At 71.9% G+C, this 23,625-nt stretch carries 19 protein-coding genes; 10 read left to right on the forward strand and 9 right to left on the reverse strand.

What is annotated here, in order from left to right:
* The first annotated feature begins 6 nt into the window (after nucleotides 1-6).
* The 4 genes from UQW22_RS04365 (at nucleotide 7) to UQW22_RS04380 (ending at nucleotide 4,767) form a co-directional block, all read left to right on the forward strand.
* Nucleotides 7-864 carry an MFS transporter gene (locus UQW22_RS04365; protein WP_407319659.1) on the forward strand — a complete coding sequence of 286 codons (858 nt, stop codon included), beginning with the start codon at nucleotides 7-9 and terminating at the stop codon, nucleotides 862-864.
* A 66-nt stretch (nucleotides 865-930) separates the two neighbouring features.
* Nucleotides 931-1,227 (forward strand): hypothetical protein, encoded by a 297-nt coding sequence (locus UQW22_RS04370; protein WP_407319660.1) that lies wholly within the window; start codon nucleotides 931-933, stop codon nucleotides 1,225-1,227.
* 192 nt (nucleotides 1,228-1,419) lie between these two features.
* Complete coding sequence (locus tag UQW22_RS04375; RefSeq protein WP_407320720.1) at nucleotides 1,420-2,973, forward strand: SulP family inorganic anion transporter; 1,554 nt, start codon at nucleotides 1,420-1,422, stop codon at nucleotides 2,971-2,973.
* Nucleotides 2,974-3,081: 108 nt separating this feature from the next.
* On the forward strand, nucleotides 3,082-4,767 hold the full coding sequence (locus UQW22_RS04380) for a ribonuclease J (protein ID WP_407319661.1): 1,686 nt from the start codon (nucleotides 3,082-3,084) through the stop codon (nucleotides 4,765-4,767).
* Between the two features lie 158 nt (nucleotides 4,768-4,925).
* Here UQW22_RS04380 and UQW22_RS04385 read toward each other — a convergent pair whose 3' ends face one another.
* From UQW22_RS04385 to UQW22_RS04400, 4 genes are all read right to left on the reverse strand, one after another.
* Nucleotides 4,926-6,113 (reverse strand): ABC transporter permease, encoded by a 1,188-nt coding sequence (locus tag UQW22_RS04385; protein WP_407319662.1) that lies wholly within the window; start codon nucleotides 6,111-6,113, stop codon nucleotides 4,926-4,928.
* Nucleotides 6,110-6,808: an ABC transporter ATP-binding protein gene (locus tag UQW22_RS04390; protein WP_407319663.1), complete on the reverse strand. Its 699-nt coding sequence runs from the start codon at nucleotides 6,806-6,808 to the stop codon at nucleotides 6,110-6,112. Before UQW22_RS04390 ends, UQW22_RS04385 begins: the two co-directional genes overlap by 4 nt.
* Nucleotides 6,805-7,635 (reverse strand): peptidoglycan-binding protein, encoded by an 831-nt coding sequence (locus UQW22_RS04395; protein WP_407319664.1) that lies wholly within the window; start codon nucleotides 7,633-7,635, stop codon nucleotides 6,805-6,807. The genes UQW22_RS04390 and UQW22_RS04395 overlap by 4 nt, the downstream gene beginning before the upstream one ends.
* Nucleotides 7,636-7,811: 176 nt before the next feature.
* Nucleotides 7,812-8,336 (reverse strand): hypothetical protein, encoded by a 525-nt coding sequence (locus UQW22_RS04400; RefSeq protein ID WP_407319665.1) that lies wholly within the window; start codon nucleotides 8,334-8,336, stop codon nucleotides 7,812-7,814.
* 151 nt (nucleotides 8,337-8,487) lie between these two features.
* Between UQW22_RS04400 and UQW22_RS04405 the strand changes: the two genes are divergently transcribed.
* The 5 genes from UQW22_RS04405 (at nucleotide 8,488) to UQW22_RS04425 (ending at nucleotide 14,465) form a co-directional block, all read left to right on the forward strand.
* Complete coding sequence (locus UQW22_RS04405; RefSeq protein ID WP_407319666.1) at nucleotides 8,488-9,156, forward strand: response regulator transcription factor; 669 nt, start codon at nucleotides 8,488-8,490, stop codon at nucleotides 9,154-9,156.
* Nucleotides 9,153-10,346: a sensor histidine kinase gene (locus UQW22_RS04410; protein WP_407319667.1), complete on the forward strand. Its 1,194-nt coding sequence runs from the start codon at nucleotides 9,153-9,155 to the stop codon at nucleotides 10,344-10,346. Before UQW22_RS04405 ends, UQW22_RS04410 begins: the two co-directional genes overlap by 4 nt.
* 95 nt (nucleotides 10,347-10,441) lie before the next feature.
* The gene (locus UQW22_RS04415) at nucleotides 10,442-11,278 is read left to right on the forward strand and encodes a Cof-type HAD-IIB family hydrolase (protein ID WP_407319668.1); all 837 of its coding nucleotides are present in this window, start codon (nucleotides 10,442-10,444) and stop codon (nucleotides 11,276-11,278) included.
* A 139-nt stretch (nucleotides 11,279-11,417) separates the two neighbouring features.
* Nucleotides 11,418-13,250, forward strand: a complete 1,833-nt coding sequence (gene nhaA / locus UQW22_RS04420) for a Na+/H+ antiporter NhaA (RefSeq protein ID WP_407319669.1) — start codon at nucleotides 11,418-11,420, stop codon at nucleotides 13,248-13,250.
* Nucleotides 13,251-13,319: 69 nt separating this feature from the next.
* Nucleotides 13,320-14,465, forward strand: a complete 1,146-nt coding sequence (locus UQW22_RS04425; RefSeq protein ID WP_407319670.1) for a winged helix DNA-binding domain-containing protein — start codon at nucleotides 13,320-13,322, stop codon at nucleotides 14,463-14,465.
* A gap of 25 nt (nucleotides 14,466-14,490) precedes the next feature.
* Here the strand turns inward: UQW22_RS04425 and UQW22_RS04430 are convergent, their stop codons facing one another.
* The 3 genes from UQW22_RS04430 to UQW22_RS04440 form a co-directional block, all read right to left on the reverse strand.
* On the reverse strand, nucleotides 14,491-14,949 hold the full coding sequence (locus UQW22_RS04430) for a DUF2255 family protein (protein ID WP_407319671.1): 459 nt from the start codon (nucleotides 14,947-14,949) through the stop codon (nucleotides 14,491-14,493).
* A gap of 146 nt (nucleotides 14,950-15,095) precedes the next feature.
* Entirely contained in the window at nucleotides 15,096-16,028 is a 933-nt protein-coding gene (locus UQW22_RS04435; protein WP_407319672.1) for a sugar phosphate isomerase/epimerase family protein, read from the reverse strand.
* Between the two features lie 117 nt (nucleotides 16,029-16,145).
* Nucleotides 16,146-19,460, reverse strand: coding sequence for a PQQ-dependent sugar dehydrogenase (locus UQW22_RS04440; protein ID WP_407319673.1), 3,315 nt, complete (start codon nucleotides 19,458-19,460; stop codon nucleotides 16,146-16,148).
* Between the two features lie 409 nt (nucleotides 19,461-19,869).
* Here UQW22_RS04440 and UQW22_RS04445 point away from each other — a divergent pair, with 409 nt between their 5' ends.
* Nucleotides 19,870-21,075, forward strand: a complete 1,206-nt coding sequence (locus UQW22_RS04445) for an ROK family transcriptional regulator (protein ID WP_407319674.1) — start codon at nucleotides 19,870-19,872, stop codon at nucleotides 21,073-21,075.
* Here the strand turns inward: UQW22_RS04445 and UQW22_RS04450 are convergent.
* Both UQW22_RS04450 and eboE read right to left on the reverse strand, forming a co-directional pair.
* Complete coding sequence (locus tag UQW22_RS04450) at nucleotides 21,041-22,432, reverse strand: alkaline phosphatase family protein (protein WP_407320721.1); 1,392 nt, start codon at nucleotides 22,430-22,432, stop codon at nucleotides 21,041-21,043. The genes UQW22_RS04445 and UQW22_RS04450 overlap by 35 nt on opposite strands.
* A gap of 5 nt (nucleotides 22,433-22,437) precedes the next feature.
* A complete protein-coding gene (gene eboE / locus UQW22_RS04455) occupies nucleotides 22,438-23,625 on the reverse strand; it encodes a metabolite traffic protein EboE (protein ID WP_407319675.1) in 1,188 nt (395 codons plus the stop codon).

Consider the following 23,625-nt stretch of genomic DNA (forward strand, 5'->3'; position numbering starts at 1 on the left):
CTGGCCATGACCGGCCCCGGGCAGACGGTCGGCATCTCGCTGTTCATCGACCCCCTGATCGCCGAGCTCGGGATGTCACGCTCGGCGGTCTCGACGGCCTACCTGCTCGGCACCCTCGCCGGGGCGGTGGCCCTGCCGTGGATCGGCCGGGCCCTCGACCGCTTCGGGGTGCGACGCACCATGGCGCTGGTCGGGCTGGTGTTCGGCGGCGTCCTCGTGGCGCTGTCCGCCGTCAGCTCGATCGTCGGTCTCACCGCAGGGTTCGTCGGGGTGCGCATGGCCGGGCAGGGTGCCCTGGGGCTCACCGCCACGACGGTGGTGGCGCTGTGGTTCGACCGCCGACGCGGCCTGGTCACGGGGCTCGTGGGTGCGGTCGGCGCCGTGGGCATCTCGATGACCCCGCTGCTGCTGGAGGGCCTGATGGCCGAGCACGGGTGGCGCACGGCCTGGCTGGTCGAAGGTCTCGCCGTCTGGGCCGTCGTCCTGCCCCTCGCGCTGATCGCGATGCGGGACCGACCCGAACGGCTCGGTCAGCGACCCGACGGCGCGGCCCCGCCGCACGACGGCAGCCCGCCACCACAGCCTGGCGGCCTGACCCGGTCCCAGGTCGTCCGGCATCCCGCGTTCTGGCTGATCGCCAGCGCGGTCGCGGTCTCCGGTCTCCTCACCACGGCCGTGGCATTCCACCAGATCAGCCTGCTCACCGCCCGCGGCCTCACCGCGGCCGAGGCCGCGGCGAACTTCATCCCCCAGACGGTCGCCGGGCTCCTGGCCACCCTGGTGACCGGGTACCTCATCGACCGCTTCCCCCCGCGGTGGACGACGGTCGCCTCCATGCTCTCGCTGGCGGCCGCCCTCTGGTGAGGCACCCATGTCACACCCGGCTGGGCAGCCATCGTCTTCGGGACGCTGCTCGGCATCGCGGCCGACATGATCCGCACCGTCGAGGCCGCGACGCTGCCGCGTTGCTTCGGCACCCGGCACATCGGGTCGATCCGAGGCCTGGTCGCGTCGATCAACGTCGGCGGGACGGCCTGCGGCCCGTTGCTGTTCGCGGCGGTGTTCGACCGGGTCGGCACCTACACGCCGGTCCTGCTGGTCAGCGCGCTCCTGCCGGTCGCCGTGGCTGTCTGGGCCGCCGTCGCCCCCGAGCCGCGAGCGGACCTGCTCGACACCCCCTCGGACGTCTCTCCGTCCAGCACGCGGGACGACACAAACCTGCCTTGACGTTAGGGTAGAGTTCTGCACGACTCGGCCCTCCGGCGTGCCCGCGCTCACGGAGGGCCGACGCCACCCACCCTTCTCGTACGCAGCGTCGCGTGCCTCAGACCTGTCCATCCCGACCTGAGTCCCGTGACCTGGTCCCCGGGCGCCCGCGTCCGCCGAACCGAAGGAAGCTGCGTGTCGAACGACTCCCGCATGCCCCTGTCAGATCCCGCTCCCACGCCGCGGCCGGTCACCGGCGCACCGGAGGCGAGCCAGACCTACTCCGTGCTGGCGGCGCTGAAGTCGCCCCGGATCCTCAAGACCGAGGTCCTGGCCGGCCTCGTCGTCGCCCTGGCGCTCATCCCCGAGGCGATCGCCTTCTCGATCATCGCGGGGGTCGACCCTCGGCTCGGGCTCTTCGCGTCGTTCACGATGGCGGTCTCCATCGCGTTCCTCGGCGGCCGCCCCGCCATGATCTCCGCGGCCACCGGCGCCATCGCCCTGGTCGTCGCCCCCGTCGCCCGCGACTACGGCGTCGACTACCTCATTGCGACGGTCATCCTCGCGGGCGTCCTCCAGGTGGTGCTCGGCGTCCTCGGCGTGGCCAAGCTCATGCGGTTCATCCCGCGCTCGGTGATGGTCGGCTTCGTCAACGCCCTGGCGGTCCTCATCTTCACCTCCCAGCTCCCGCACCTGTTCGGCGACAAGGTGACCGCCGGCAACCGCTGGTGGATCTACGGCCTGGTCATCGTCGGTCTGGTCATCATGGTGCTGCTGCCGCGGTGGACCAAGGTGGTCCCGGCCCCGCTGGTGGCGATCGTGCTGCTGACGGCCGCGACCGTCACCGCGGCGCTCAACGTCCCGACCGTCGGCGACGAGGGCGAGCTGCCCGAGTCGCTGCCGTCCCTGCTCGTCCCGGACGTGCCGTTCACCCTGGAGACCCTCCAGATCATCGCGCCGTTCGCGCTCGCCATGGCGCTGGTGGGCATCCTCGAGTCCCTGCTGACCGCCAAGCTGGTCGACGACGTCACCGACACCCACTCCAACAAGACCCGCGAGGCATGGGGCCAGGGCGCCGCCAACGTCGTCACCGGGTTCTTCGGCGGCATGGGCGGCTGCGCGATGATCGGTCAGACGATGATCAACGTGAAGGCCTCCGGAGCGCGCACCCGCATCTCGACGTTCCTGGCCGGCGTGTTCCTGCTGATCCTCGTCGTCGGGCTCGGGGACGTCGTCGCGATCATCCCCATGGCCGCGCTCGTCGCCGTCATGATCATGGTGGCGGTCGGCACGTTCGACTGGCACTCGGTCCGGCTCGACACGCTGCGCCGGATGCCCAGGTCGGAGACCGCCGTCATGCTCTCGACCGTGGTCGTCACCGTCTGGACCCACAACCTGGCGTACGGTGTCGCCGTCGGCGTCCTCGTCGCGATGGTGCTCTTCGCCCAGCGCGTGGCACACTTCACCACCGTGACCCGCCTCGACGCGTCCGACGAGGACGACCAACGTGTCTACGCCGTCGAGGGCGAGCTCTTCTTCGCCTCGTCGAACGACCTCGTCTACCAGTTCGACTACTCGGGCGACCCGCAGGACATCGTCATCGACATGACCAAGGCCCACGTCTGGGACGCCTCCACGGTGGCCAGCCTCGACGCCGTCCGTACCAAGTACGAGGCCAAGGGCAAGACGGTGACGATCGTCGGCGCCAACGCGGACACCACCGCGCGGCTCGACCTGCTCGCCGGACGGCTCGGCGGGGGACACTAGACCTCAGGGCACCTCTCACGAGGGCCCGCCCATGACGGGCCTCGCGGCGTGCGCAGCACGCCGCGAGGCACCGGACCATCGACACGGACCACCGTGCGGAAGGACGACATGCACACTGCGCCCCGCGACCTCGGCCGCCCACCACGACTCCCGCGGGGTGCCCTGCGCATCACGCCGCTGGGCGGCATCGGGGAGATCGGCCGCAACATGACGGTCTTCGAGCAGGACGGCCGCCTCCTGGTCGTCGACTGCGGGGTGCTGTTCCCCGAGGAGACGCAGCCGGGCGTGGACGTCATCCTCCCCGACTTCACGAGCATCGCCGACCGGATGGACGACATCGAGGCGATCGTCCTCACGCACGGCCACGAGGACCACATCGGCGGCGTGCCGTACCTGCTCAAGCACCGCCCCGACATCCCCGTCGTCGCCTCCGAGCTGACCCTGGCGTTCGTGGACGCCAAGCTCAAGGAGCACCGCATCACGCCGGTGTTCCGCCACGTCGAGGCGGGCGACCGGCACCAGGCCGGTCCCTTCGACCTCGAGTTCGTCGCGGTCAACCACTCGATCCCGGACGGGCTGGCCGTCGCCATCCGCACCGCCGGCGGCAGCGTGCTGCACACGGGCGACTTCCGGATGGACCAGTTCCCCCTCGACGGCCGGCTGACCGACCTGCGGGCGTTCGGGCGGATCGGCGAGGAGGGCCTCGACCTGCTGCTGGTGGACTCCACCAACGCCGAGGTCCCCGGCTTCACGATCTCCGAGAGCGACCTGGTCCCGGCGATCGAGCAGGTCTTCGCGACGACGCCCGGCCGGGTCATCGTCTCCAGCTTCGCGAGCCACGTGCACCGGATCCAGCAGGTGCTCGACGCCTCGCACGCGCGCGGCCGCAAGGTGGCCTTCGTGGGGCGCTCGATGATCCGCAACATGCGGATCGCCCGGGACCTCGGCTACCTCACCGTGCCGCGCGGCCTGGTGGTCGACTACAAGAAGACCCGGGGTATGGCACCCGACAAGGTGACCCTGATCTGCACCGGGTCCCAGGGCGAGCCCATGGCCGCCCTGTCGCGGATGGCCAACGAGTCGCACGAGGTGAGCGTCAGCGAGGGCGACACCGTGCTGCTGGCCAGCTCGCTCATCCCGGGCAACGAGAACGCGATCTACGGGATCATCAACAAGCTGACCGACCTGGGCGCCAACGTGGTCCACAAGGGCAACGCCCGGGTGCACGTCTCCGGCCACGCCAGCGCCGGCGAGCTCGTGTACTGCTACAACATCCTCAAGCCGCGCAACGTGATGCCGGTGCACGGCGAGCCCAAGCACCTGCACGCCAACGGCGCCCTCGCCGAGCGGACCGGCGTCGAGCCCGACCGGGTGCTGATCACCCGCGACGGTGCCGTCGTCGACCTCGCCGACGGGACGGCACGCATCGTCGGCCAGGTCCAGGCCGACCTGGTCTACGTCGACGGCCAGACCGTGGGGCACGCGACCGAGGAGACGCTCGCCGAACGCCGGCAGCTGAGCGCCGGCGGCGTGCTGACCGTGCTCGTCCTGCTGAAGCCGGGCACGACCGAGCTCGCGGAGCCGCCGGAGTACCTGCACCGCGGGTTCGTGCAGAGCCCGGAGAGCCTCGAAGCCGCCACCGGCGCACTGAAGAAGGCGCTCGTCGACGCCGCCGAGCGGGGCGTCACCGAGGGCGAGGAGCTCGAGAAGCGGCTCGCGGGCGCCGTCGGGCGCTCCCTGGCCCGCACGTCGCGCCGCGAGCCCGTCGTCATCGCGCTGGTGCTCGACGCCTGACCCACACCTTCCGGCCCCCGACGGGGGTCTGAGGGCCCTGCCGGGCTCCCGACCGCCCACGCAGCGGTCGGGAGCGGGGCGCGGGGACCGGGGAGCCCAAGCTGGACAGGCGGGAGCGCACCGCGGACGTGTCGCTGGTCCAAGGAAGGTGTCCACGCCTATGCCGTCGAGAGAGCGACGGTCGGAGATGTGCGCGCGGCTCGCGTGGCGGGCCAGATCCCGCTCAGGCCGCCGATCACCAGCGTCGAGGCGATCGCACCGACCACCGCCCAGATCGGGATCGCGACGGGCCACCCCTTGAGCACCGCGTACCCGGTGGTGATCGCACCCCCGACGAGCACCCCCGCGGTCCCGCCGAGCAGCGACAGCAGGAGCGACTCGATCAGGAACTGCCGACGGATGTCCCTGCGACGAGCGCCGATCGCGCGACGCATCCCGATCTCGTGTCGTCTTTCCAACACCGAGATCACCATCGTGTTGGCGACGCCGATGCCGCCCACCAGGAGCGCGACGCCCCCGATTCCGACCAGCAGTCCGGTGAAGGACGCTTCGCTCGCCTCCTGAGCGACGAGCGCGTCGGAGGGCTGTCCCGTGGCGACGGTTCCCGGTTCGAGCGGCGCGATGGTGCCAGCCAGGAACGTGGACGTCGTCTCGACGCTCTCGGGGTCGACCCGCGCCCACGCGCGATCCGCCGGAAGGTCCACCGCCAGGTCGTCTGCGAGCGCATCGCTCACGAAGGCGCTCAGGTCCAGTTCCGGTGCCAGGGGAAGCGGTTCCAGGATTCCGACCACGGCGATCCGGCGTCCGTCCATCCACACGACGGTCTCTGGTCCCACCTCGTCGATTCCCAAGGTGGCGGCGGCCGAGGCTCCCAGAACGACCTCGGCCGGCGACGCGCCCCCGCCCTCGAGCAGCCATCGCCCACCCGCGACCTCGCCGCGCAAGGTGCGAAGAAGGTTTCCCTGGACGGAGGTCGCGACGATCCCCCCGGTCGCATTCGGCTCCACCAGGTCACTTCGATACACGCCGATGTCGACGATGCGGCTGACGGCGGCGGCGCTCTCGACGTCGTCCCTGCGTGTCAGCGATCCGATGGTCGTGTCGGGGAGGGGTGCTGCCGCCTCCCCTCCTGGGGCCACTCCCTCGATGGCCACGACATTGGTGCCGATGCCATCGAGCAGTGTCTGCGAACGTGCCTGGGAGGAGGAGGAGATGCCGACGACGGCCACCATCGCCCCGATGCCGATCGCGATTCCGAGCGCAGACAGCACGACCCGCAGCGGGCGGGTGCGCAGCCCGACGACGCCGAGGCGTAGCAGGTCCGAGGTGCGAAGCGGCCGCGTCATGATCGCTGGCCGTTCCCGTCCGGGGCGTGCGGTGAATCCTCGAGCTGGGTTCGTCCGTCACGGATCATGATCCGGCGGTCGAATCGAGCGGCGAGAGCCCGATCGTGGGTGATCACCACGATGGTGGTTCCCAGGGAGTTGAGGTCGCGCAGAAGCTGGAAGATGTGCTCCCCTGTCATCGTATCGAGCGCACCGGTCGGCTCGTCGGCAAGGACGACCGCCGGAACACCGACGATCGCGCGCGCGATCGCGACGCGCTGCTTCTCTCCTCCCGACAGCTCGTGCGAACGGTGGTGCATACGGGGCGCCAGGCCGACGCGTTCGAGCGCCGCGCGCGCTCGTTCCCGCCGGGCGCCAGGGCGAGCTCCCGCGTACACGAGGCCCTCTGCCACGTTCTCGACGGCCGTGAGCCCGGCGGCCAGATGAAAGCTCTGGAAGACGAAGCCGATGTGCTCAGCACGGAGCCTGGCCAGTGCGTCGTCGTCGAGCTCCGCGACACGGCGACCGGCGACCGTGAGGGTTCCGCTGTCGAGGCGATCAAGGGTGCCGAGGGCATGGAGCAGCGTGGTCTTCCCGCTCCCGCTGGGCCCCACGACGGCTACGAACTCGCCTGTCCCCACTCGCATCGTGACGTCATCGAGCGCCCGATACGAGCCGTAGAACTTCGTCCCGTTCCGCAGCTCGACAGCGCTCATGACGGCACCACGACGAGGTCGCCTTCCGAGATGTCGTCCGAGGTGATCTCGACGTCCCCGTCGGCCAGCAGCCCCAGCACCACCGGGACATCGACGATCTCGTCGTCGCGGAGCACGCTCACGGCATGACCGTCCGCACTCACCACGACGGCCACCACGGGCACGATCAGCACATCCGTGCGCGTCTCACCGACCGTGCTGAGCTCGACGCTCGCACCGGCAGGCACGTCCGTCGTCGTGGACGAGGCGAAGACCGTGGCTGAGCCGTCCTCGGCCGCGACCACAGCGTCGACCGCACCTGGGACCTCTTCGCCGTCGACGGCCAGCGTGACCCGATCGCCTACGCCGGCGGCGAGACGACGAGCCTGGTCGGCGGTCAGGCTCGCGGAGACGAGCGGCGCGTTCCCGGTAAAAGTGAAGGGGACGGCGTCCCCGGTATCGCCGGTGCGCGCGAGGACCTCGTCGACGCGGACCTCCGCGGGAAGGAAGGTGATGTCCTCTTTCCCGAGCCGTCCTGTCTGCTCACGTCCATGGTCGGACTGCCACTGCAGCACCGCTTGTCGTGTCTCCCAGTCGAACTCGTCGTCGTCGCTCGCGAGCTCGTACCCGAGTTCGCGCAACTCGTCCTTCAGCTGGCGCACATCTCTTCCTTCGGCGCCGTACTCGAGGACGCGGTAGACAGGAACCTTCCCTGGCATGGCGTACACAGCCTGCTCGTCGATCCTGTACAGCTCCTCCCCTGCCTTCACCACGTCGCCCGGCGCCGGGAGCCTTGTATATGTCCCTGCCGCGGGAGGTGGGATCTCCTCCGCCTCGCCGAAAGACACGGTGGCACGGTAGGTGGTGACGTCCGCGAGATCATCTCTCGTCACCTCGACGGTGCGGGGCGGCGGATCGTCCGAGCTCGGCACCGCCGAATTGCTGCTCCACAGCCACGCGCCGGCACCCGCCGCCGAGAGGAGAAGTCCACCGCAGAGTGCGACGACGATCCTTGCACGCACTCTCACGACTCGCCGTCGTGAGCATCAGACGTGTCGAAGGCGTACTGGCACTTCTCAGCGTCTGCGGGGAAAGTGTTCGACGGGTCGGTACTCGTGTACTGCTTCGGCAGGTCTATTTCGCCGTTGACCGGATCTGGGATGTCGGTGTAACCGAGCTCCCGGAGGCAGGTCACGTACTCGAGGAGCTGCGCCTGGATCGTCGCGAGCTCCTCGCCGGACGGGGCGTCCTCCAGGGCGAGTGCTGTGCCTTCCGCGCACTCCCTGAGCACCGTCTCGTACTCCGCGGGATCCGCGCCGTCCGGGGGCGCGAGCACCCCGGCGACGAGAGCGTCGTCATCCACCTCGAACCCGGCATCACGGAGGCACGACCCGACCTGAGCGACATCGCTCGCGCCGCCACCGTCCCGACCAGGGGTCCCGTCGTCGGCTTCCGTGGCGCATCCGGTGAGCACTGCGGCGAGCAGCCACGCGAGCGTCCCAGCACACGCCGCCCGACGCAGGGCGCAGCTTTCCGGCTTCAGCATCATGGTCCCTTTCCACGAGTCGTCGACGCAGGCTCGCACCGACACCACTCATCAGAACCGACGCGACCTTTCTGCAGCGGTGCGCGCGCATTAACATCGCGGAAAGGTACCGACGCATACACTCGCCTCGACAGGGTGGACAGAAGGAGCCTGAATGCGCGTACTGGTTGCCGAGGACGAGCACACTCTCGCCGACATGATCGCTCGAGGTTTGAGCAGGCAGAGCATGGCAGTCGACGTCGTCTACCGCGGTGACCATGCCGACGAGGCGCTGAGCGCGAACCAGTACGACGTCGTCGTCCTCGATCGTGACCTTCCGGGAACGCACGGGGACGAGGTCATGCGCAGGCTCGTGCAGGAGGGTTCGACGACCCGTGTACTCATGCTGACGGCCCAGAGCGGCACTCGAGAGCGCGTGGCCGGCCTGGAGCTCGGCGCGGACGACTACCTCGGCAAACCGTTCGACTACGCGGAGCTCGTCGCTCGAGTCCGGGCGCTCGCCCGCCGTCCGAGCACGGCGGCCGCGACCTTGCTCGAGCATGACGGCATCCTCGTCGACATCGCCAGAGCCATCGCCACCCGTGACGGCCGAGATCTGGCACTCACTCCCAAGGAGCTGATGCTCCTCGCCCACCTGCTGCAGTCGGCGGACCGCATCGTCAGCCACGAGGAGCTCCTCGAGAAGGTCTGGGATGCCGCGACCGATCCCTTCACCAACGCAGTGCGCGTCACGGTCAGCAAGGTCCGGACCAAGCTCGGCGCACCGGATCCGATCGAGACCGTCCACGGACGCGGCTATCGCATGAAAGACCTCACCGGATGAGACGCGTCTCTCTCCGGGTGCGGACGGCGATCACGTTCGCCGTCGCCTCCGCAGCGATCACCGCCACCGCGCTCGTCGCGGTCGCTGCCGTCACGCAGAGTCCGCTCATGATCCAGCTCGTCGCCGACGGATCACAGGACACCGGCTCCGCGCCGCCTGCGTTCCCGTCGATGTCAGGAGCAGGCGCCACGACCGGCGGCCCTGCGGGAGCGACGGGAGACCCACCGCCCGCGGATCTGGTCGAGAACATCGCTGAACAGTTCGCGGCCAGGCAATGGACAGTCTCTGCGGCGGCAGTGGGCATCGCGGCACTCCTGGCAGGCGCCGTCGGCTGGGCCGCGGCAGGCGCCGCGCTGCGCCCTCTGAACCAGATGATGCGCAGGGCCGAGACGATCGATGCGGACACACTCGATGCCCGGATTGGGCTCGACGGCCCGAATGACGAGCTCACGCGGCTCGCGCTCGCATTCGACGAGCTCCTGGGGAGGTTGGAGGAATCCTTCGCCGCGCAGGTGCGATTCGTCGCCTTCGCGTCCCACGAGCTGCGGACGCCGCTGGCGGTGCAACGCGCGCTCCTGGAGATCGGCCTCGACGATCCGTCACCCGAGGACCGGGAGCGCGTGCGCGATCAGCTCCTCGAGCAGAACCGGCACAACGAGACGATGGTCTCGGGGTTGCTCTCGCTCGCGCAGTCCCAAGGTGCTGCGCTGGAGAGCTCAGAGTTCGACCTCTCCGACGTGGTGCGGGAGGAGCTCGATGCGGCGGCGCCGGCGATCGCGGCCGCGTCGCTGAGGCTGAACCAGAGGCTGGCACCCCTGATCGTCACGGGCGACGCGGCACTCGCCCGCACGCTGATCAGGAACCTGATACACAACGGCGTCGCACACAACCGTCGCGGAGGCCTGCTGCAGGTCGAAGCGCTGGTAGGCGAGAGGGCCCTGGAGATCGCCAACGACGGCGACCCCGTCCCTCTCGACGCGGTGGAACGCATCCTGCAGCCGTTCGAACGTGTCGCAGACGCTCCGTCGAACGAGGAGGACCATCACGGACTCGGGCTCACGATCATCTCGACCATCGCCCGCCGGCACGGTTGGAAGGTGATCCTCGACCCTCGCGACGCAGGTGGGCTCACGACTCGTCTGCAGCTTCAGAACGGGCAACACCGTCGGGACGTACGTCCAGCACCCTGAGAACGAGCTCTGCAACGGATCCTCTCGCCGCAATGGTGGAGATCACAGCTGGGACGACGCTGCGCAGGCCCCGGTACCCGGCTGATCATGGACCCATGCCGTTGCCCTCGCTCCCCCGCCCTGACCAGGTGCGCCTCGTCGTGACCGACATGGACGGCACCCTCCTCGACGCCGAGGGCGCGGTCCCCGACGGTCTGTGGCCGTTGCTGAAGCGGATGCACGACCTCGGCATCACGTTCGTCCCCGCCTCCGGACGCCAGCACGCCACCATCGCCGCGGCGTTCCCGCCCGGGAGGACGCCCGGACACGACGAGCTGGTGGTCATCGCCGAGAACGGCACGCTCGTCACACGGGGCGGGGCCGAGGTGTCGTCCGAGACGCTCACCCGCGACGGCGTCACCGCCGCCGTCCACGCTGTCCGCGGGCTGAGGACCAGCCGGGACGGTGGCGCCGTGCTGGCTGGCAAGCGGAGTGCCTACGTCGAGCGGGGCGACGTCGCGTTCGTCGACCACATCCGCACATACTACCGCGAGCTGGAGGTGGTCGAGGACCTGCTCGCCGTCGACGACGACGTCCTCAAGGTCGCCGTGTACGACGGCGTCGATTCGGCCACCGGCACGCTCCCCGTGCTCGTGCACCTGCGAGCCACCCACCAGGTCGTGGTGTCCAGTCCGCACTGGATCGACGTCATGCCCACCGGCGTCGACAAGGGCCGCGCCCTGCGACGGCTCCAGGCGGAGCTCGGGGTGACCCCCGCGCAGACGATGGTGTTCGGCGACTACCTCAACGACATCGAGATGCTCGACGCCGCCGAGTGGTCGTTCGCGATGTCGGGTGCCCACCCCGACGTCCTGGCGCACGCCCGGTACCGTGCGCCGAGCAACGCCGAGCACGGGGTCGTCCAGGTGCTCGAGACGCTCTTCGCGGCCTGAGCCACGGTGGTCGTGCCCCGGAAAGCCCCGGGCACGGCGACCGTGGCCCGGGCCCCTCGTCGTCCCGCGACGTGACGGCGCGCCGACCGCCGCCGCCGGGCATAGGCTCCTCAGTGCCGTCGAGGGGAGGTTGCGGCTCATGAGGATCGCCGAACGCCTGCGCTCCGACTCCGGTGCCGCCCTGCTGCTGCTGGGCGTCACCGCGCTCGCCCTCGTGTGGGCCAACTCGCCGCTGTCCGGGCTGTACGAGCAGCTGTGGGCGACGCCGATCGACGTCGACATCGGCGAGCTCGCGTTCGACATGGACCTGCACCACTGGGTCAACGACGGCCTCATGGTGCTGTTCTTCTTCGTCGTCGGCCTGGAGGTCCGCCAGGAGCTCTCGATCGGCTCGTTGCGCCGACGCAGCCAGCGTCTGGTGCCCCTGGTGGCCGGGATCGCCGGCGTCGTGGCCCCCGCGCTGATCTATCTCGCGGTAGCCGGCCGCAAGGCGCCCGAGGGGTGGGGCGTCGTCGTCGGCACCGACACGGCGTTCCTGCTCGGCGTGCTCGCGCTGGTCGGCCCGGCGATGTCGAACCAGCTCCGCGTCTTCCTGCTCACCCTGTCGGTGGTGGACGACTTCCTCGCCGTGACGATCATCGGCGTCGTCTACTCCGACGAGGTCCGGGTCGGTCCCCTGCTCATCGCCCTGGCCTGCCTCGGCGCGCTCTGGCTGCTCGGCCGGATGCGCGAGTGGCGCAGCACCCCGTACGTGCTGGTGGTGGTCGTGCTGTGGGGCGCGACCGTGCAGGCCGGCATCCACCCCTCGATCGCCGGCATGCTCGCCGGCCTCCTGGTGCCCGCCGCCCTGACCCGGCGCGTCGACGTCGTGCGGACCAAGAGCCTGTACCGCGCCTACTGGCAGTCCCCCAGCGCGGACGTCGCCCGCGAGGTCAACGTCGGCCTCGCCCGCTCCATCTCGGTGAACCACCGCCTCCACCTGGCGCTGAACGCCCCGGTGACGCTCGTCGTCGTCCCGCTGTTCGCGCTGGCGAACGCCGGCATCGACCTGCGCGGCGGGGCGCTCGGCGACGCGCTGGGGTCGTCGATCACCTGGGGTGTCGTCGCCGGCCTCGTGCTGGGCAAGCTGGTGGGCATCGGCCTGGGGACGTGGGCGGCAGTCCGGCTGCGCCTCGGCACCCTGCCCGACGGCGTGGGGCCCGGCAGCGTGCTCGGGGGGGCGGCGCTGTCCGGTATCGGGTTCACCGTCTCCCTGCTCGTCGTGGACCTTGCGTTCGACGACGCGTCGCAGGCCCAGGCGGCGACCGTCGGCGTGCTCCTCGCCCTCGTCGTCGCGTCGCTGCTGGCCTGGGGCATCTTCGCGACGGCGCGCGTGCGCTGGGGTGAGGAGAGCGCCGACCTGCCGGTCGTGCTCGACCCGCCGGTCGACCTGCGCCACGACCACGTGCGCGGCGACCCCGACGCCCCGCACACCGTGGTGGAGTACCTCGACTTCGAGTGCCCGTTCTGCGCCCGGGCGACCGGGATGTGGCGGGACCTGCGCGACCACTTCGGCGACCGCATCCGCTACGTGGTGCGGCACCTGCCGCTCGACGACGTGCACCCGCGGGCCCACCTGGCCGCCGTCGCCGCCGAGGCCGCCGACCGCCAGGGACGGTTCTGGGAGATGCACGACCTGCTGTTCGCCCACCAGGACCGGCTCGAGGGCGAGGGCCTACGCGGCTACGCGCAGGAGCTCGGCCTGGACCTGGACCAGTTCGACGCCGACCTCGCCGACGACGCCCTGCACGCGCGGGTGCAGGATCACGCCGTCAGCGCGCGGGCGAGCGGCGCCCGCGGGACGCCGACGTTCTTCCTCGACGGCACCCGCCACCGCGGCTCGCACGACGCCCAGACGCTCATCGCGGCGTTGGAGGCCCTGGACGCCGGGGACGACGCCGAGCCGTCCCGGCGGACCCGACGGCGGGGCTGACGGCAGGCCTGCCGGCAGGGCTGTCGGCAGGGCTTGCCCGGGCCTGTCCACAGGCAGGATGCTCGACCGGTGCAGCTCTCGGAGACCGCCCTCGGCCGTGCCACCCTCGCCCGCCAGCTCCTGCTCGGCCGCGAGGACGTCCCGGTGCCCGCGGCCGTGCGGCGGATCGCGGTGCTCCAGGCCCAGGAGCCGGCGTCCCCGTACCTCGCGCTCTGGAACCGGGTCGCCGGGTTCGACCCGGCCGACCTGGACGAGGCCTTCGCCAGCGGCGCCGTCGTGCGCGCCACGCTCGTGCGGATCACGCTGCACGCGGTGCACCGCGACGACTGGGCCCCGTTCCACCGAGCCGTCACCGATCCCCTGCGGAGGTCACGGCTGGGCGACCGGCGGTTCGCACCGGCCCGGCTGACGGCCTCGCAGGCCGACGAGGTCCGCGACGCGCTGCTCGCGTTCACGGCCGAGCCGCGCACGCAGGACGAGATCCTCGGCGAGCTCGGCCGGCTCCTCGACGAGGAGCGGGCGCCCGCCGCCTGGTTCGCGCTGCGGACGCTCGCCCCGCTGCACCACGTGCCGACCGGTCCGCCGTGGTCCTACTCGCCCCGTGCCCGGCGTTACCGGTCGGGGGCACCCACGGCGGCGAACAGCGCGCCGTCCGGCGACGATCCGGCGACCGTGCACCTGCTGCGGCGCTACCTCGCCGCCTTCGGGCCGGCGTCGGAGGCCGACTTCGCGCAGTTCACGATGCTGCGGCGACGGTTCACGGGGCCGGCCGTGGCGGCCCTGCGCGACGATCTGGTGGTGGCCGAAGGGCCCGACGGGACCGAGCTGCTCGACCTCCCGGACGCGCCGCGCCCCGACCCGGAGACGCCGGCGCCGGCCCGTCTGCTCGGGATGTGGGACAGCGTCGCGCTGGCCCACCGCGACCGCCGCCGGATCCTCCCGGAAGCCCACCGCGCGCACGTGATCCGTCGCAACGGCGACACGCTGCCGATGCTGCTGGTCGACGGGCGGGTCGTCGGGGTCTGGCGGGCCACGGACGAGGGGATCGACGCCGCCGCGTTCGAGCCGCTCCCCCGGGCGGCGTGGTCGGCGCTGGAGGCGGAGGCTGCGGCGCTGCGCGTGTTCCTCGCCGACCGCGATCCCGCGGTCTACCGCCGCTACCGCCACTGGTGGGACAAGCTTCCCGCGGACGACGTCCGCCGGCTCACCGACTGACGGCCTCGCGGGCCGCCCGCCGCGGTCAGCAGCTCGGGCAGAGCGCCTCGGACGTCCGGTCGGTCGCGGGGGCCCGCAGCCGCCGCCACCAGGACTCGGCGGCGTCGAGCAGCGGCACCGTGCGCTCCCACAGGGTCGCGCGCCGCGGGCTGAGGCGGAACGTCGCGGCCGCCGCGCCGTCGGACACCAGCGCCGAGACCTTGTCCGGACCGCAGCGGCCGTACGTGGCCCGGTAGGCGTCGTCGAGCAGGTCGTGCACCTCCGGCGCGACCTCCGCCAACGTCACGGGGTGCTCGGCTCCCGCCACCCGGACCCGTGCACGGCCGCCACCGGGCCAGGTGCCGCCGAGGCCGGGGGCGGACCGGACGTAGAGCTCGTGCCCGAGGGAGACGACCCAGGCGGGCGCACCCGGCCCGGGACCGTCGCTCGTCAGCAGCTGCGCGACGGGCGCAGAGGCGAGGGCGTCGATGCTGGTGCTGGGCATGCGGGTCTCCTCGCGTCAGGTGTGCCGGTCCGACAGTCCGAACCTCGGGGCGGGCGAGGGTATTCCGTGCGCACGACGGCGCGGGGCCCCGACCGGCCTCCCCCCAGGCCGGTCGGGGCCCTGCGCTCTCAGCGAGACGTCCGCCGTCAGTAGCGGAAGTTCGTGAGGAACTCGAAGCTGTCCTCGGCGAACTCGGCGCTGTTCGGCGCGCCGTCACGCTCGACCACGTAGAGCTTCACGTGCCCGTGGGCAGCGCGCAGGATCGGGCCCCACTCCATGTCGCCCTCGCCGACGTCACCGGGGATGCCCCGGGCGTCGCCGTTGAGGTCGCCGTCCTTGATGTGCAGGAGCTCGACGCGGTCTCCGTGCTCCTCCAGGAGGGCGACGGCGTCGACCCCGGCGTCGGCGGCCCAGAAGGTGTCGAGCTGGAAGGTCACGTAGCGCGGGTCGGTGTTCTCGACGAGGATCTCCCAGGCGCTCTTCATCTCGCCCGTGTCCGGGTCGGTGTACTGGGTCGTGAACTCGGACTGGTGGTTGTGCCCGAAGAACTTGCCGGTGCCGTTCTCGACCGACTGCTCGCCGAGCCGGTTCATCGTCTCGGCCGTCGCGATCACGTTCTCGTAGCCGCCGCCGATCCCCGGGGCCGCGAAGCCGCCCGAGCCCACGTACTTCTGACCGCGGTCCTTGGCGTCGGCCAGCGTCTGGTCGAACGTGGCCTCGTTCGTGCCGCCGTGGGACGTGGGGCTCTTCAGGTGGTACGACTTCAGCAGGTCGCGGTACTCCGAGGCGGAGTAGTCGCCGTAGGAGCCGCCGAACGGCTCGACGTTCCGGTAGCCGATGTCGGAGACCTCGTCGAGCAGCGCCTCGACGCCGATCTCGCTCTGCCAGCCCCAGTAGGAGTAGAGCTGGATGGAAACCCTGCTCACCGGGACGGTGCGCCCCTGCCCCTGGCCGGGGCGGTCGTCCTCGTGGGGGTGGTCCGGCACGGCGGCGGCCGGGGCGCCGGCCATCAGGCCGGCGGCGAGCAGGCTGCCGGCGGCGGTCGTGGCGATCGTGCGGCGGGTCTGGTGGATGTTCACAGCGATTCTCCTCGGTGTGGCAACAGCGATGTTGCGGGGGTGTTGCGGTGTGTGGCGGGGGGCGGCGTCGCCGCCCGGTGGCGGGGCGGGGCCGTGCGGCCCCGCCCCGCCGACTGGTCAGCCGAGCTGGTCGATCAGTGCCTCGGCGTCGCGGATCAGCACCTCGTCGGTGGCGGCGACGAACCGCTGCAGCGCGGACACCGCCTGCTGGTCCCGGCCGGCGCCCGCGTGCCGCTCGGCCTGGCCGAGGAACGCGGACAGGCGTGCCGACTCGGACCGGGAGAGCTCCCCGGCCCCGGCCAGCCGGGCCACGTGAGCGCCCAGGTCATCGACCGAGGTCGTGACCGTGAACGTCACGACGACCTCAGTCGTGTGCCCAGCCTCGTCGGTCGCGCTGGCGACGACCTCGTGGTCACCCAGGTCGAGGGCTGCCACGTCGAGCTCGCCCGCCTCGACGGGCTCGCCGTCGAGCGTGAGGCCCGACGCCGCCACCCCGGAGGTCGCGTCGCTCGCCTCGACCCCGAGGTCGAGCGTGGCGGACGACCCGTGCTCGTCACCCTCCTCGACGCCGGTCACCGCGACCTCGGGGGCCGTGGCGTCGATCGACACGGTCACCGAGCCGACCTCGGAGACGTTGCCGCCGGTGTCGGTGGCCCGGTAGAGGACCTCGTGGGTGCCGTCGTCGTCGAGCGTGACCGGTTGCAGGGCACCGGTCCACGGGTGACGAACGCTCTCCCACGTCCCGCCGTCGTCGTACGAGACCTCGCCGTCGCCGATCTGGCCGTCGTCCGTCGCGGACAGCGCCAGCTCGACCGGGCCGGTGTACCAGCCGTTCTCCCCGGTGGGCTCCGCCGGGTCGAGCGTGGCCGTGACCTCCGGCGCCGTGACGTCGGTGACGCCCGGACCGTCGAAGACCAGCGTGTCGAGGTCCACGCCGCCCGTGGAGGTGACGAACAGCTCGCCCGTGCCCTCGGGGAACGCGGACACGTCGGCGGCCACGGTGGACCAGCCGGTCGAGTCCAGGCCGGCCGTGGCGAACGGCTCGGCGTCGGCCGCACCCCAGCGCAGCTCGATCGTGCCCGAGCCCGCACCGCGGACCTCGACACCCTCGATCCCGGTGAAGTTCGCCGGGTCCCAGGCGAGGTGGTCACCTGCGTCGAACGAGACGACCTTCGCCAGGCCGCCGGCCGTGTCGTCGGCGACGACCTCCACACCGGACAGGGTGTCGGCGTGCTGCGCCTCCTGGGTGAAGGTGTTCAGCAGCAACGACACCTCCGACGTGGCCGGTGGGATGTCCCCGTTGCCCTGGTCGGTGTAGTTCGCCACCACGACGCCGTAGAGCTTCTCGGTCGCGCCGTGCTCCGGGGCGTCGCCCGGCGTGGCCCACGCCCCCGCGCACCCGCTGCCGAGCACCTCCGGGTGGGCGTGCGTGTCGTGACCGAGACCGAAGGTCCAGGACAGCTCCGAGCAGACCGTCTCGTCGCCGTCCTCCGGGTCCGAGGTGCTGAACGCGTACGGCACCGCGTCGCCCCAGGCGAAGAACCCGCCGTCGGACGGGTGGTCGGCCGTGAGCGTCGGCGCCGTGTTGCCCACCGTGATCTGCCGGGAGGTCAGGCCCTGGCGGCCCGCCGGGTCGGTGACCCGCAGCCGGACCGTGTACTGGCCGAGCTCGGTGTAGGTCGTCGTGACCTCGGCCCCCGACTCGTCGAAGGTCCCGTCGCCGTCGAGGTCCCACTCGTAGGTCAGATCCTCGCCCTCGGGGTCGGTCGACCCGGTGCCGTCGAGGTTCACGGTCAGCGGCGCCTCGGACGACGATACCGGGTCGGCCCCGATGACCGCCGTCGGCGCCTTGTTGCCCTCGGCGTAGTCGATCCGGTACAGGCCGGCCTCCGGGTTCTGCCGGAAGAAGCCGTTGCCGTAGTCGAGGATGTAGAGCGAGCCGTCCGGTCCGAACTCCATGTCGATCGGGCCGTCGGTGATGGCCTGCACGTTGTCCGTCAGCGCGGCGTTCGGCAGCACGTGCTCGACGTGCTCGACCGGACCGTCGGGGTCGGGCAGGGTCAGCGCGGCGATGTAGTCCTGCGAGAACTCGTACATGAACGCCTTGCCGTCCCAGTACTCCGGCCACTGCGTGTCCGGACCCTCCGGGTCGAAGTCGAGGACCGGGCCGCCCATCGGGCCCTGCCCGCCCTGGGCGTCGAACTCCACGAACTCGTCGAACGGCTGGTCGCCGGGGTTGTCGCCGTAGTACACCTGCGGCGCCGTCGCGGGCGGCAGGACGTCGAGACCGGTGTTCCAGGTGGAGTTGTTCTCGGCGCCGGCCTCGCAGTCGAACCACTCGCCCGGCGACTCGGTGGCGTAGTCCCACTCGTTGTAGTTGGTGTTGGGGCCGTGGCAGTACGGCCAGCCGCCGTTGAGCGGCGTCGTCGTGCTCTGCCACTCGACGTAGCCCATCGGCCCGCGTTCGTCGCTGGCGACCCCGGAGTCGGGGCCGTAGTCGCCCCAGCTGACCGCGCCCGTCGTCTCGTCGACGTCGATGCGGAACGGGTTGCGCAGGCCCATGACGAAGAGCTCGGGCCGGGTCCCCGCGGTGCCGGGTTCGAAGAGGTTCCCCTCCGGGATCGTGTAGCTGCCGTCCTCCTCGACGTGGATGCGCAGGATCGCGCCCCGGAGGTCGTCGGTGCTGCCGGCACCGCGCCGCGCGTCGAACCCGGGGTTCATGCCCGGGGCGTTGTTGATCGGCGCGAACCCGTTGGCCCCCGGCGTGCCGGCGGGGGTGTTGTCACCGGTGGAGACGTAGACGTTGCCGTCGGCGTCGAAGTCGATGTCACCACCGACGTGGCAGCACTGGCCGCGCTGGACCTCGACCTGCAGGATCTTCTGCTCGGTGCTCATGTCCAGGGCGCCGGCCCCGGCGTCCCACTGCACGCGCGAGAGCTGGTTGTACCCCTTCCACCGGTCCCAGTACGACTCGTCCTCACCCGCGGGGAGCTGGTTCGGCGCCGAGCCGGACGGCGTCGTCTCCGGGTATCCCTCACCCTCCATGACCCGGGGGGCGTAGAACATGTACACCCAGCCGGACTCCTCGAAGTCGGGCGCGAGGGCGATCGCCTGCATGCCGTCCTCGGAGTTGGCGTACACGTCCACCTGGTTGACCTCGGCGGTGACACCGGTCGAGGGGTCGGTGTGCCGGATCACGCCGTCACGGGCGGTGTGCAGCACGCTGCCGTCCGGCATGACGGCCATGCCGACGGGTTCACCGGTGTTCTTGGTGAGCAGGATCTTCTCGTAGTTGGACCAGTCGAGCGCCGCCTCGGCACCCTCCTCCGATCCGTGGTCCACACCGTCGTGCGCCGCGGCCGCTGCCGGCACGGCCAACGCGCACACCGTCGCCAACGCTACGGCGAACCGGGAACGTCTAGACTTGACCATCGCATTCTCCTTCCTGGGATGCGGTACGTGGACGCCCCGCCGGACCCCCGTCGCTCGCACGACGGGACCTGGTCCTGGCGGGGTTCCTCACGTCCGAGATCTGCGGCACGGGTCCTGCCGTCCTGTGCCGTGACAGGTGGTGACGGGCGCCGAGCCCTCGCACCCGTCACCGGCGTGCGTCATGCGCTCCGTGGGGCTCGCCGCGTCGCGGGCGGGGCCCGTCCGCCCACGGTGAGTCACGAGACCCGTCCCCTCGGGCTCGCGACGTCTGTTCGGCAGCGGCAGTGCTGCGCGGTCCTCCCTGACCATGGGACGACCCTAACCGACTTCTGTCATTCGTGAAGCAAAAGTTGGCACGGAAAAGCACAACTTCCCGCGAAGGTTGCCGGAAATGTGGTTGACTCGTCAGATGGCGTCCGTCCCGGCACCCGAGCTCGGTGCCGTCCTCCAGCTCCTGCGCGACGGGCGGTACCGCACGCGCGCGGAGCTCGCGCGCACCGCAGGCCTCTCGCGGTCGACGATCGCGGCGCGCATCGACGAGCTCCTTCGCATCGGTCTGGTCGCCCCCGTCGGCGGTGCCGAGTCCACCGGTGGTCGGCCGGCCGCGATGTTCGCGCTCGCCCCCGGCTCCCGGGTGGTCGCCGGCGTCGACCTCGGCGCCACCCACGCCCGCGTCGCCGTCACCGACCTCGCCGGTCGCGAGCTCGCCGGCGAGCTCGAGCTCCTCCGCATCTCCGACGGCCCGGACGTCGTGCTCGACCACGTCGCCGCCCTGCTCACCCAGCTCGTCGCCGACCTCGGACGCCCGCTCGGCGACGTCGTCGGCGTCGGCGTCGGGCTCCCCGGACCCGTCGACCACCGCACCGGTCGCCCCACCAAGCCACCGATCATGCCGGGCTGGGACGGCACCGACGTGGTGGGAGCGCTCCGACACCGCCTCGGCAGGGTCGCCGTCCTCGTCGACAACGACGTGAACCTCATGGCCCTCGGCGAGCACGCCACCGCCCTGCCGGAGCTCGACCACCTGCTCTACGTCAAGGTCGCGACCGGCGTCGGTTCCGGGATAGTGGCCGACGGCCGCATCCACCGGGGCGCCCAGGGCAGCGCGGGCGACCTCGGGCACATCGCCGTCCCGGGCGCCGACGCCGTGCCGTGCACCTGCGGGAACACCGGCTGCCTCGAGGCCATCGCCGGCGGGGCGGCCGTCGCCGCCCGCCTCACCGAGCAGGGTGTCCCGGCCCGCAGCACCAACGACGTCGTCGACCTGGTCCGGCAGGGAGACCTGCGGGCCGCCGCGGCCGTCCGGGAGGCAGGACGGTCCATCGGCGCCGTGCTCGCCGGCTGCGTCAGCCTCCTCAACCCCTCCGCCGTCGTCGTCGGCGGGTCCATGTCACGGGCCGGCGAGCACCTCATCGCCGGGATCCGCGAGGTCGTCTACTCCCGCTCGCTGCCCCTGGCGACCCAGCACCTGCGCGTGGTGACGAGCATCGCGGGACCTCGGGCCGGCGTCCTCGGCGGCGCCCACGCCGCCATCGAGCACGCCTTCGCCGAGCCCGCCCTCCTCGTCGGCGACGACGCCGTCACCGCACCGGGCTCGGCTGCCGCGACAGCCTGAGCAGCAGGTCGCGCACCTCGGTCGCCTCGAGACGTCCCGGCCCACCTCCCGGGGCCGCGCCAGGCACCGCGTCGGGCACCGAGCAGATCAGCACCGGGCCGTCCGCCGGGTCGGCCGGCAGCCGGCCGTGCGTCCCGCCCACCGGCGACGGGTCGAGCGGGACCACCCGCATCGTCGAGCGCAGACCTGTCTTCTTGCGCAGCACGTGCAGCAGGGCACGGGCCTTCACCCACCGGTCCTGCGGGTCCCAGAACAGCTCCGCCGGGTCGAACCCCGGCTTCTTGTGGATCTCCACCGACCGCGCGAAGTCCGGCGCCCGGTCGTCGTCGAGCCAGTAGTAGTACGTGAACCAGGCGTCCGGCTCCGCCACGAGCACCAGGCCCCCCGAGCGCTCGTGGTCCAGGCCGTGGGCAGCGCGGCCGTCGGCGTCCAGCACCTCCGCGACCCCCGGCAGGCTGCCCAGCAGCTCGGCCACCTCCGCCACGTCGTCGTCGGAGCGGACGTACACGTGCGCCACCTGGTGGTCGGCCACGGCGAACGCCCGCGACGTCCACGGGTCGAGGAGCTCCCCCGTGTCGTTCGTGTGCACGTGCAGCATCCCCGCCCGGCGCAGGGCCCGGTTGACGTCCACCGGCCGGCGCGCGGCCGTGATCCCGTACTCGCTCAGCGCGACGACGGTCGTCCCCGTCCGCTCGGCGTCGTCCAGCAGCGGGGCCAGGACCTCGTCCACCGCGCGGGCCGCCGCCACCGCCTCCGGGCCGTCCGGGCCGAACCGCTGCAGGTCGTAGTCCATGTGCGGCACGTACACGAGCGTCATGTCGTGGTCCGGCAACAGCTTCCGGGCCGCCGCGACGATCCACCGCGAGGACGCGATCCCCGCCGTCGGCCCCCAGTAGGTGAACAGCGGGAAGGGACCGAGCTCCGCCTCCAGCTCGTCGTGCAGCGACGGCGGCCACGTCCAGCAGTCCGGCTCCTTGCGGCCGTCGGCTCGGTAGACGGGACGCGGGGTGATCGTCGTGTCCGTCGTCGAGCCCATCGCGTACCACCAGCACACATTCGCGACCCGGTAGCCCGGCTGCTCGCGCCGGATGGTCTCCCAGACCTTCTCCCCCTCGACGAGCCGGTGGTGCTGCCGCCACAGAAGCGGCTCACCGAGGTCGCGGAAGTACCAGCCGTTGGCCACGATGCCGTGGTCCCGGGGCATCAGGCCCGTCAGGAACGTCGACTGCACCGTGCAGGTCACCGCGGGCAGCACCGTGCCGAGCTCCGCCTGGCGGCCGCCCGCCGCCAGCGCGCGCAGGCGCGGCATGTGCTCCAGCAGACGAGGGGTCAGCCCGACGACGTCGAGCACCAGCATCCGGCTCACAGAACCTCCATCCCCCGGTCGACGAGCTGCGACCGGGTCCAGTCCAGCTCCGCCGCGATCCCGGCCACGAGGCCGTCGTCGTCGTGCGGGCGCAGGTGGTCGGGCAGCACCGACCAGGTGTACGTCTCGGTCTCCAGGTGGTCCACCACCGGGTGCGCGCCGCCGACGAGCAGGTCCAGCGCGCCGGTCAGCACGTCCCGGGTGCTGCGCAGCGGCGGTCGGGGCGTGGCGTGCAGCGGCACGTGCACGTGGACGCGCCACGGTCCGTCGCCGGGCAGCCCGGCGGTGCCGTAGACCCGGCCCAGCGCGTCCGGCAGGTCGTCCCGGCGGTCGACGGTGGTCTCGGCGCCGGCGCGACGCTCGCGCACCTGGTGCAGGAACCGGGCCTCCGCGAACTCCTCCAGCGCCGCGAGCGCGGCCGGGTCACGCGGGTCCTCGCAGTGCAGCGCCGCCGAGACCTGCGTCTTGACCACCGGCAGGCCTGCCTCGTCGAGCGCCGCGAGCGCCGCGGCCGGTTCCTCGAACTCGGTCGCCAGGTGGCACAGGTCGAGACAGGCACCGAGACGGTCGGTGTCGATGCCGCGCAGGTGCTCCGCGACCCCGGCGGCCGTCTCGGCGACGCAGCCCGGCTCCGGCTCGAACGCGACCCGCACCGTCCGGCCGGTCCGCTCCTCCAGGTCCGCGAGGCCCTCCGCGAGGCGGTCGACACGCTCGCGGGCGGCTGCCGCACGGACGTCGTCCCACGGGTCGCGCCACCCCAGGGGAAGGGTGCTGATGCTGCCGCGGGCGACGTCGTCGGGCAGGAGCCGGGTGAGCACCCGGGCGCAGTCGAGGGTGTAGCCGAGCCGCTCGTCCTGCGTCCAGTCCGGCCGGTAGACGGCCTTCTTGACCACGGGGGCGTGGAAGTTGCCGTACGGGAAGGCGTTGACGGTGACGACCTCCAGACCCTCGTGGTCGAGCGCCTTGCGCAGCAGGTCGACGGCGGAGGGGTCCGCGGCGAGGTGGCGCGTGGCCTCGGCCGGGAGCCACAGCCCGAGCCCGAGGCGGTCCGCGCCGATCCGTCGCCGGACGGGTCCGGCGAACCGGCGCACCTGTTCGACCAGCCCGTCCACGTCCTGCGCCGGGTGGACGTTGGTCCCGTAGGAGATGTGCAGGAGCGATCCGTCGGGGTGTCGCAGGCGCAC

This window comes from Isoptericola halotolerans (assembly GCF_045689585.1).
Taxonomy (GTDB): Bacteria; Actinomycetota; Actinomycetes; order Actinomycetales; family Cellulomonadaceae; genus Isoptericola; species Isoptericola halotolerans_B.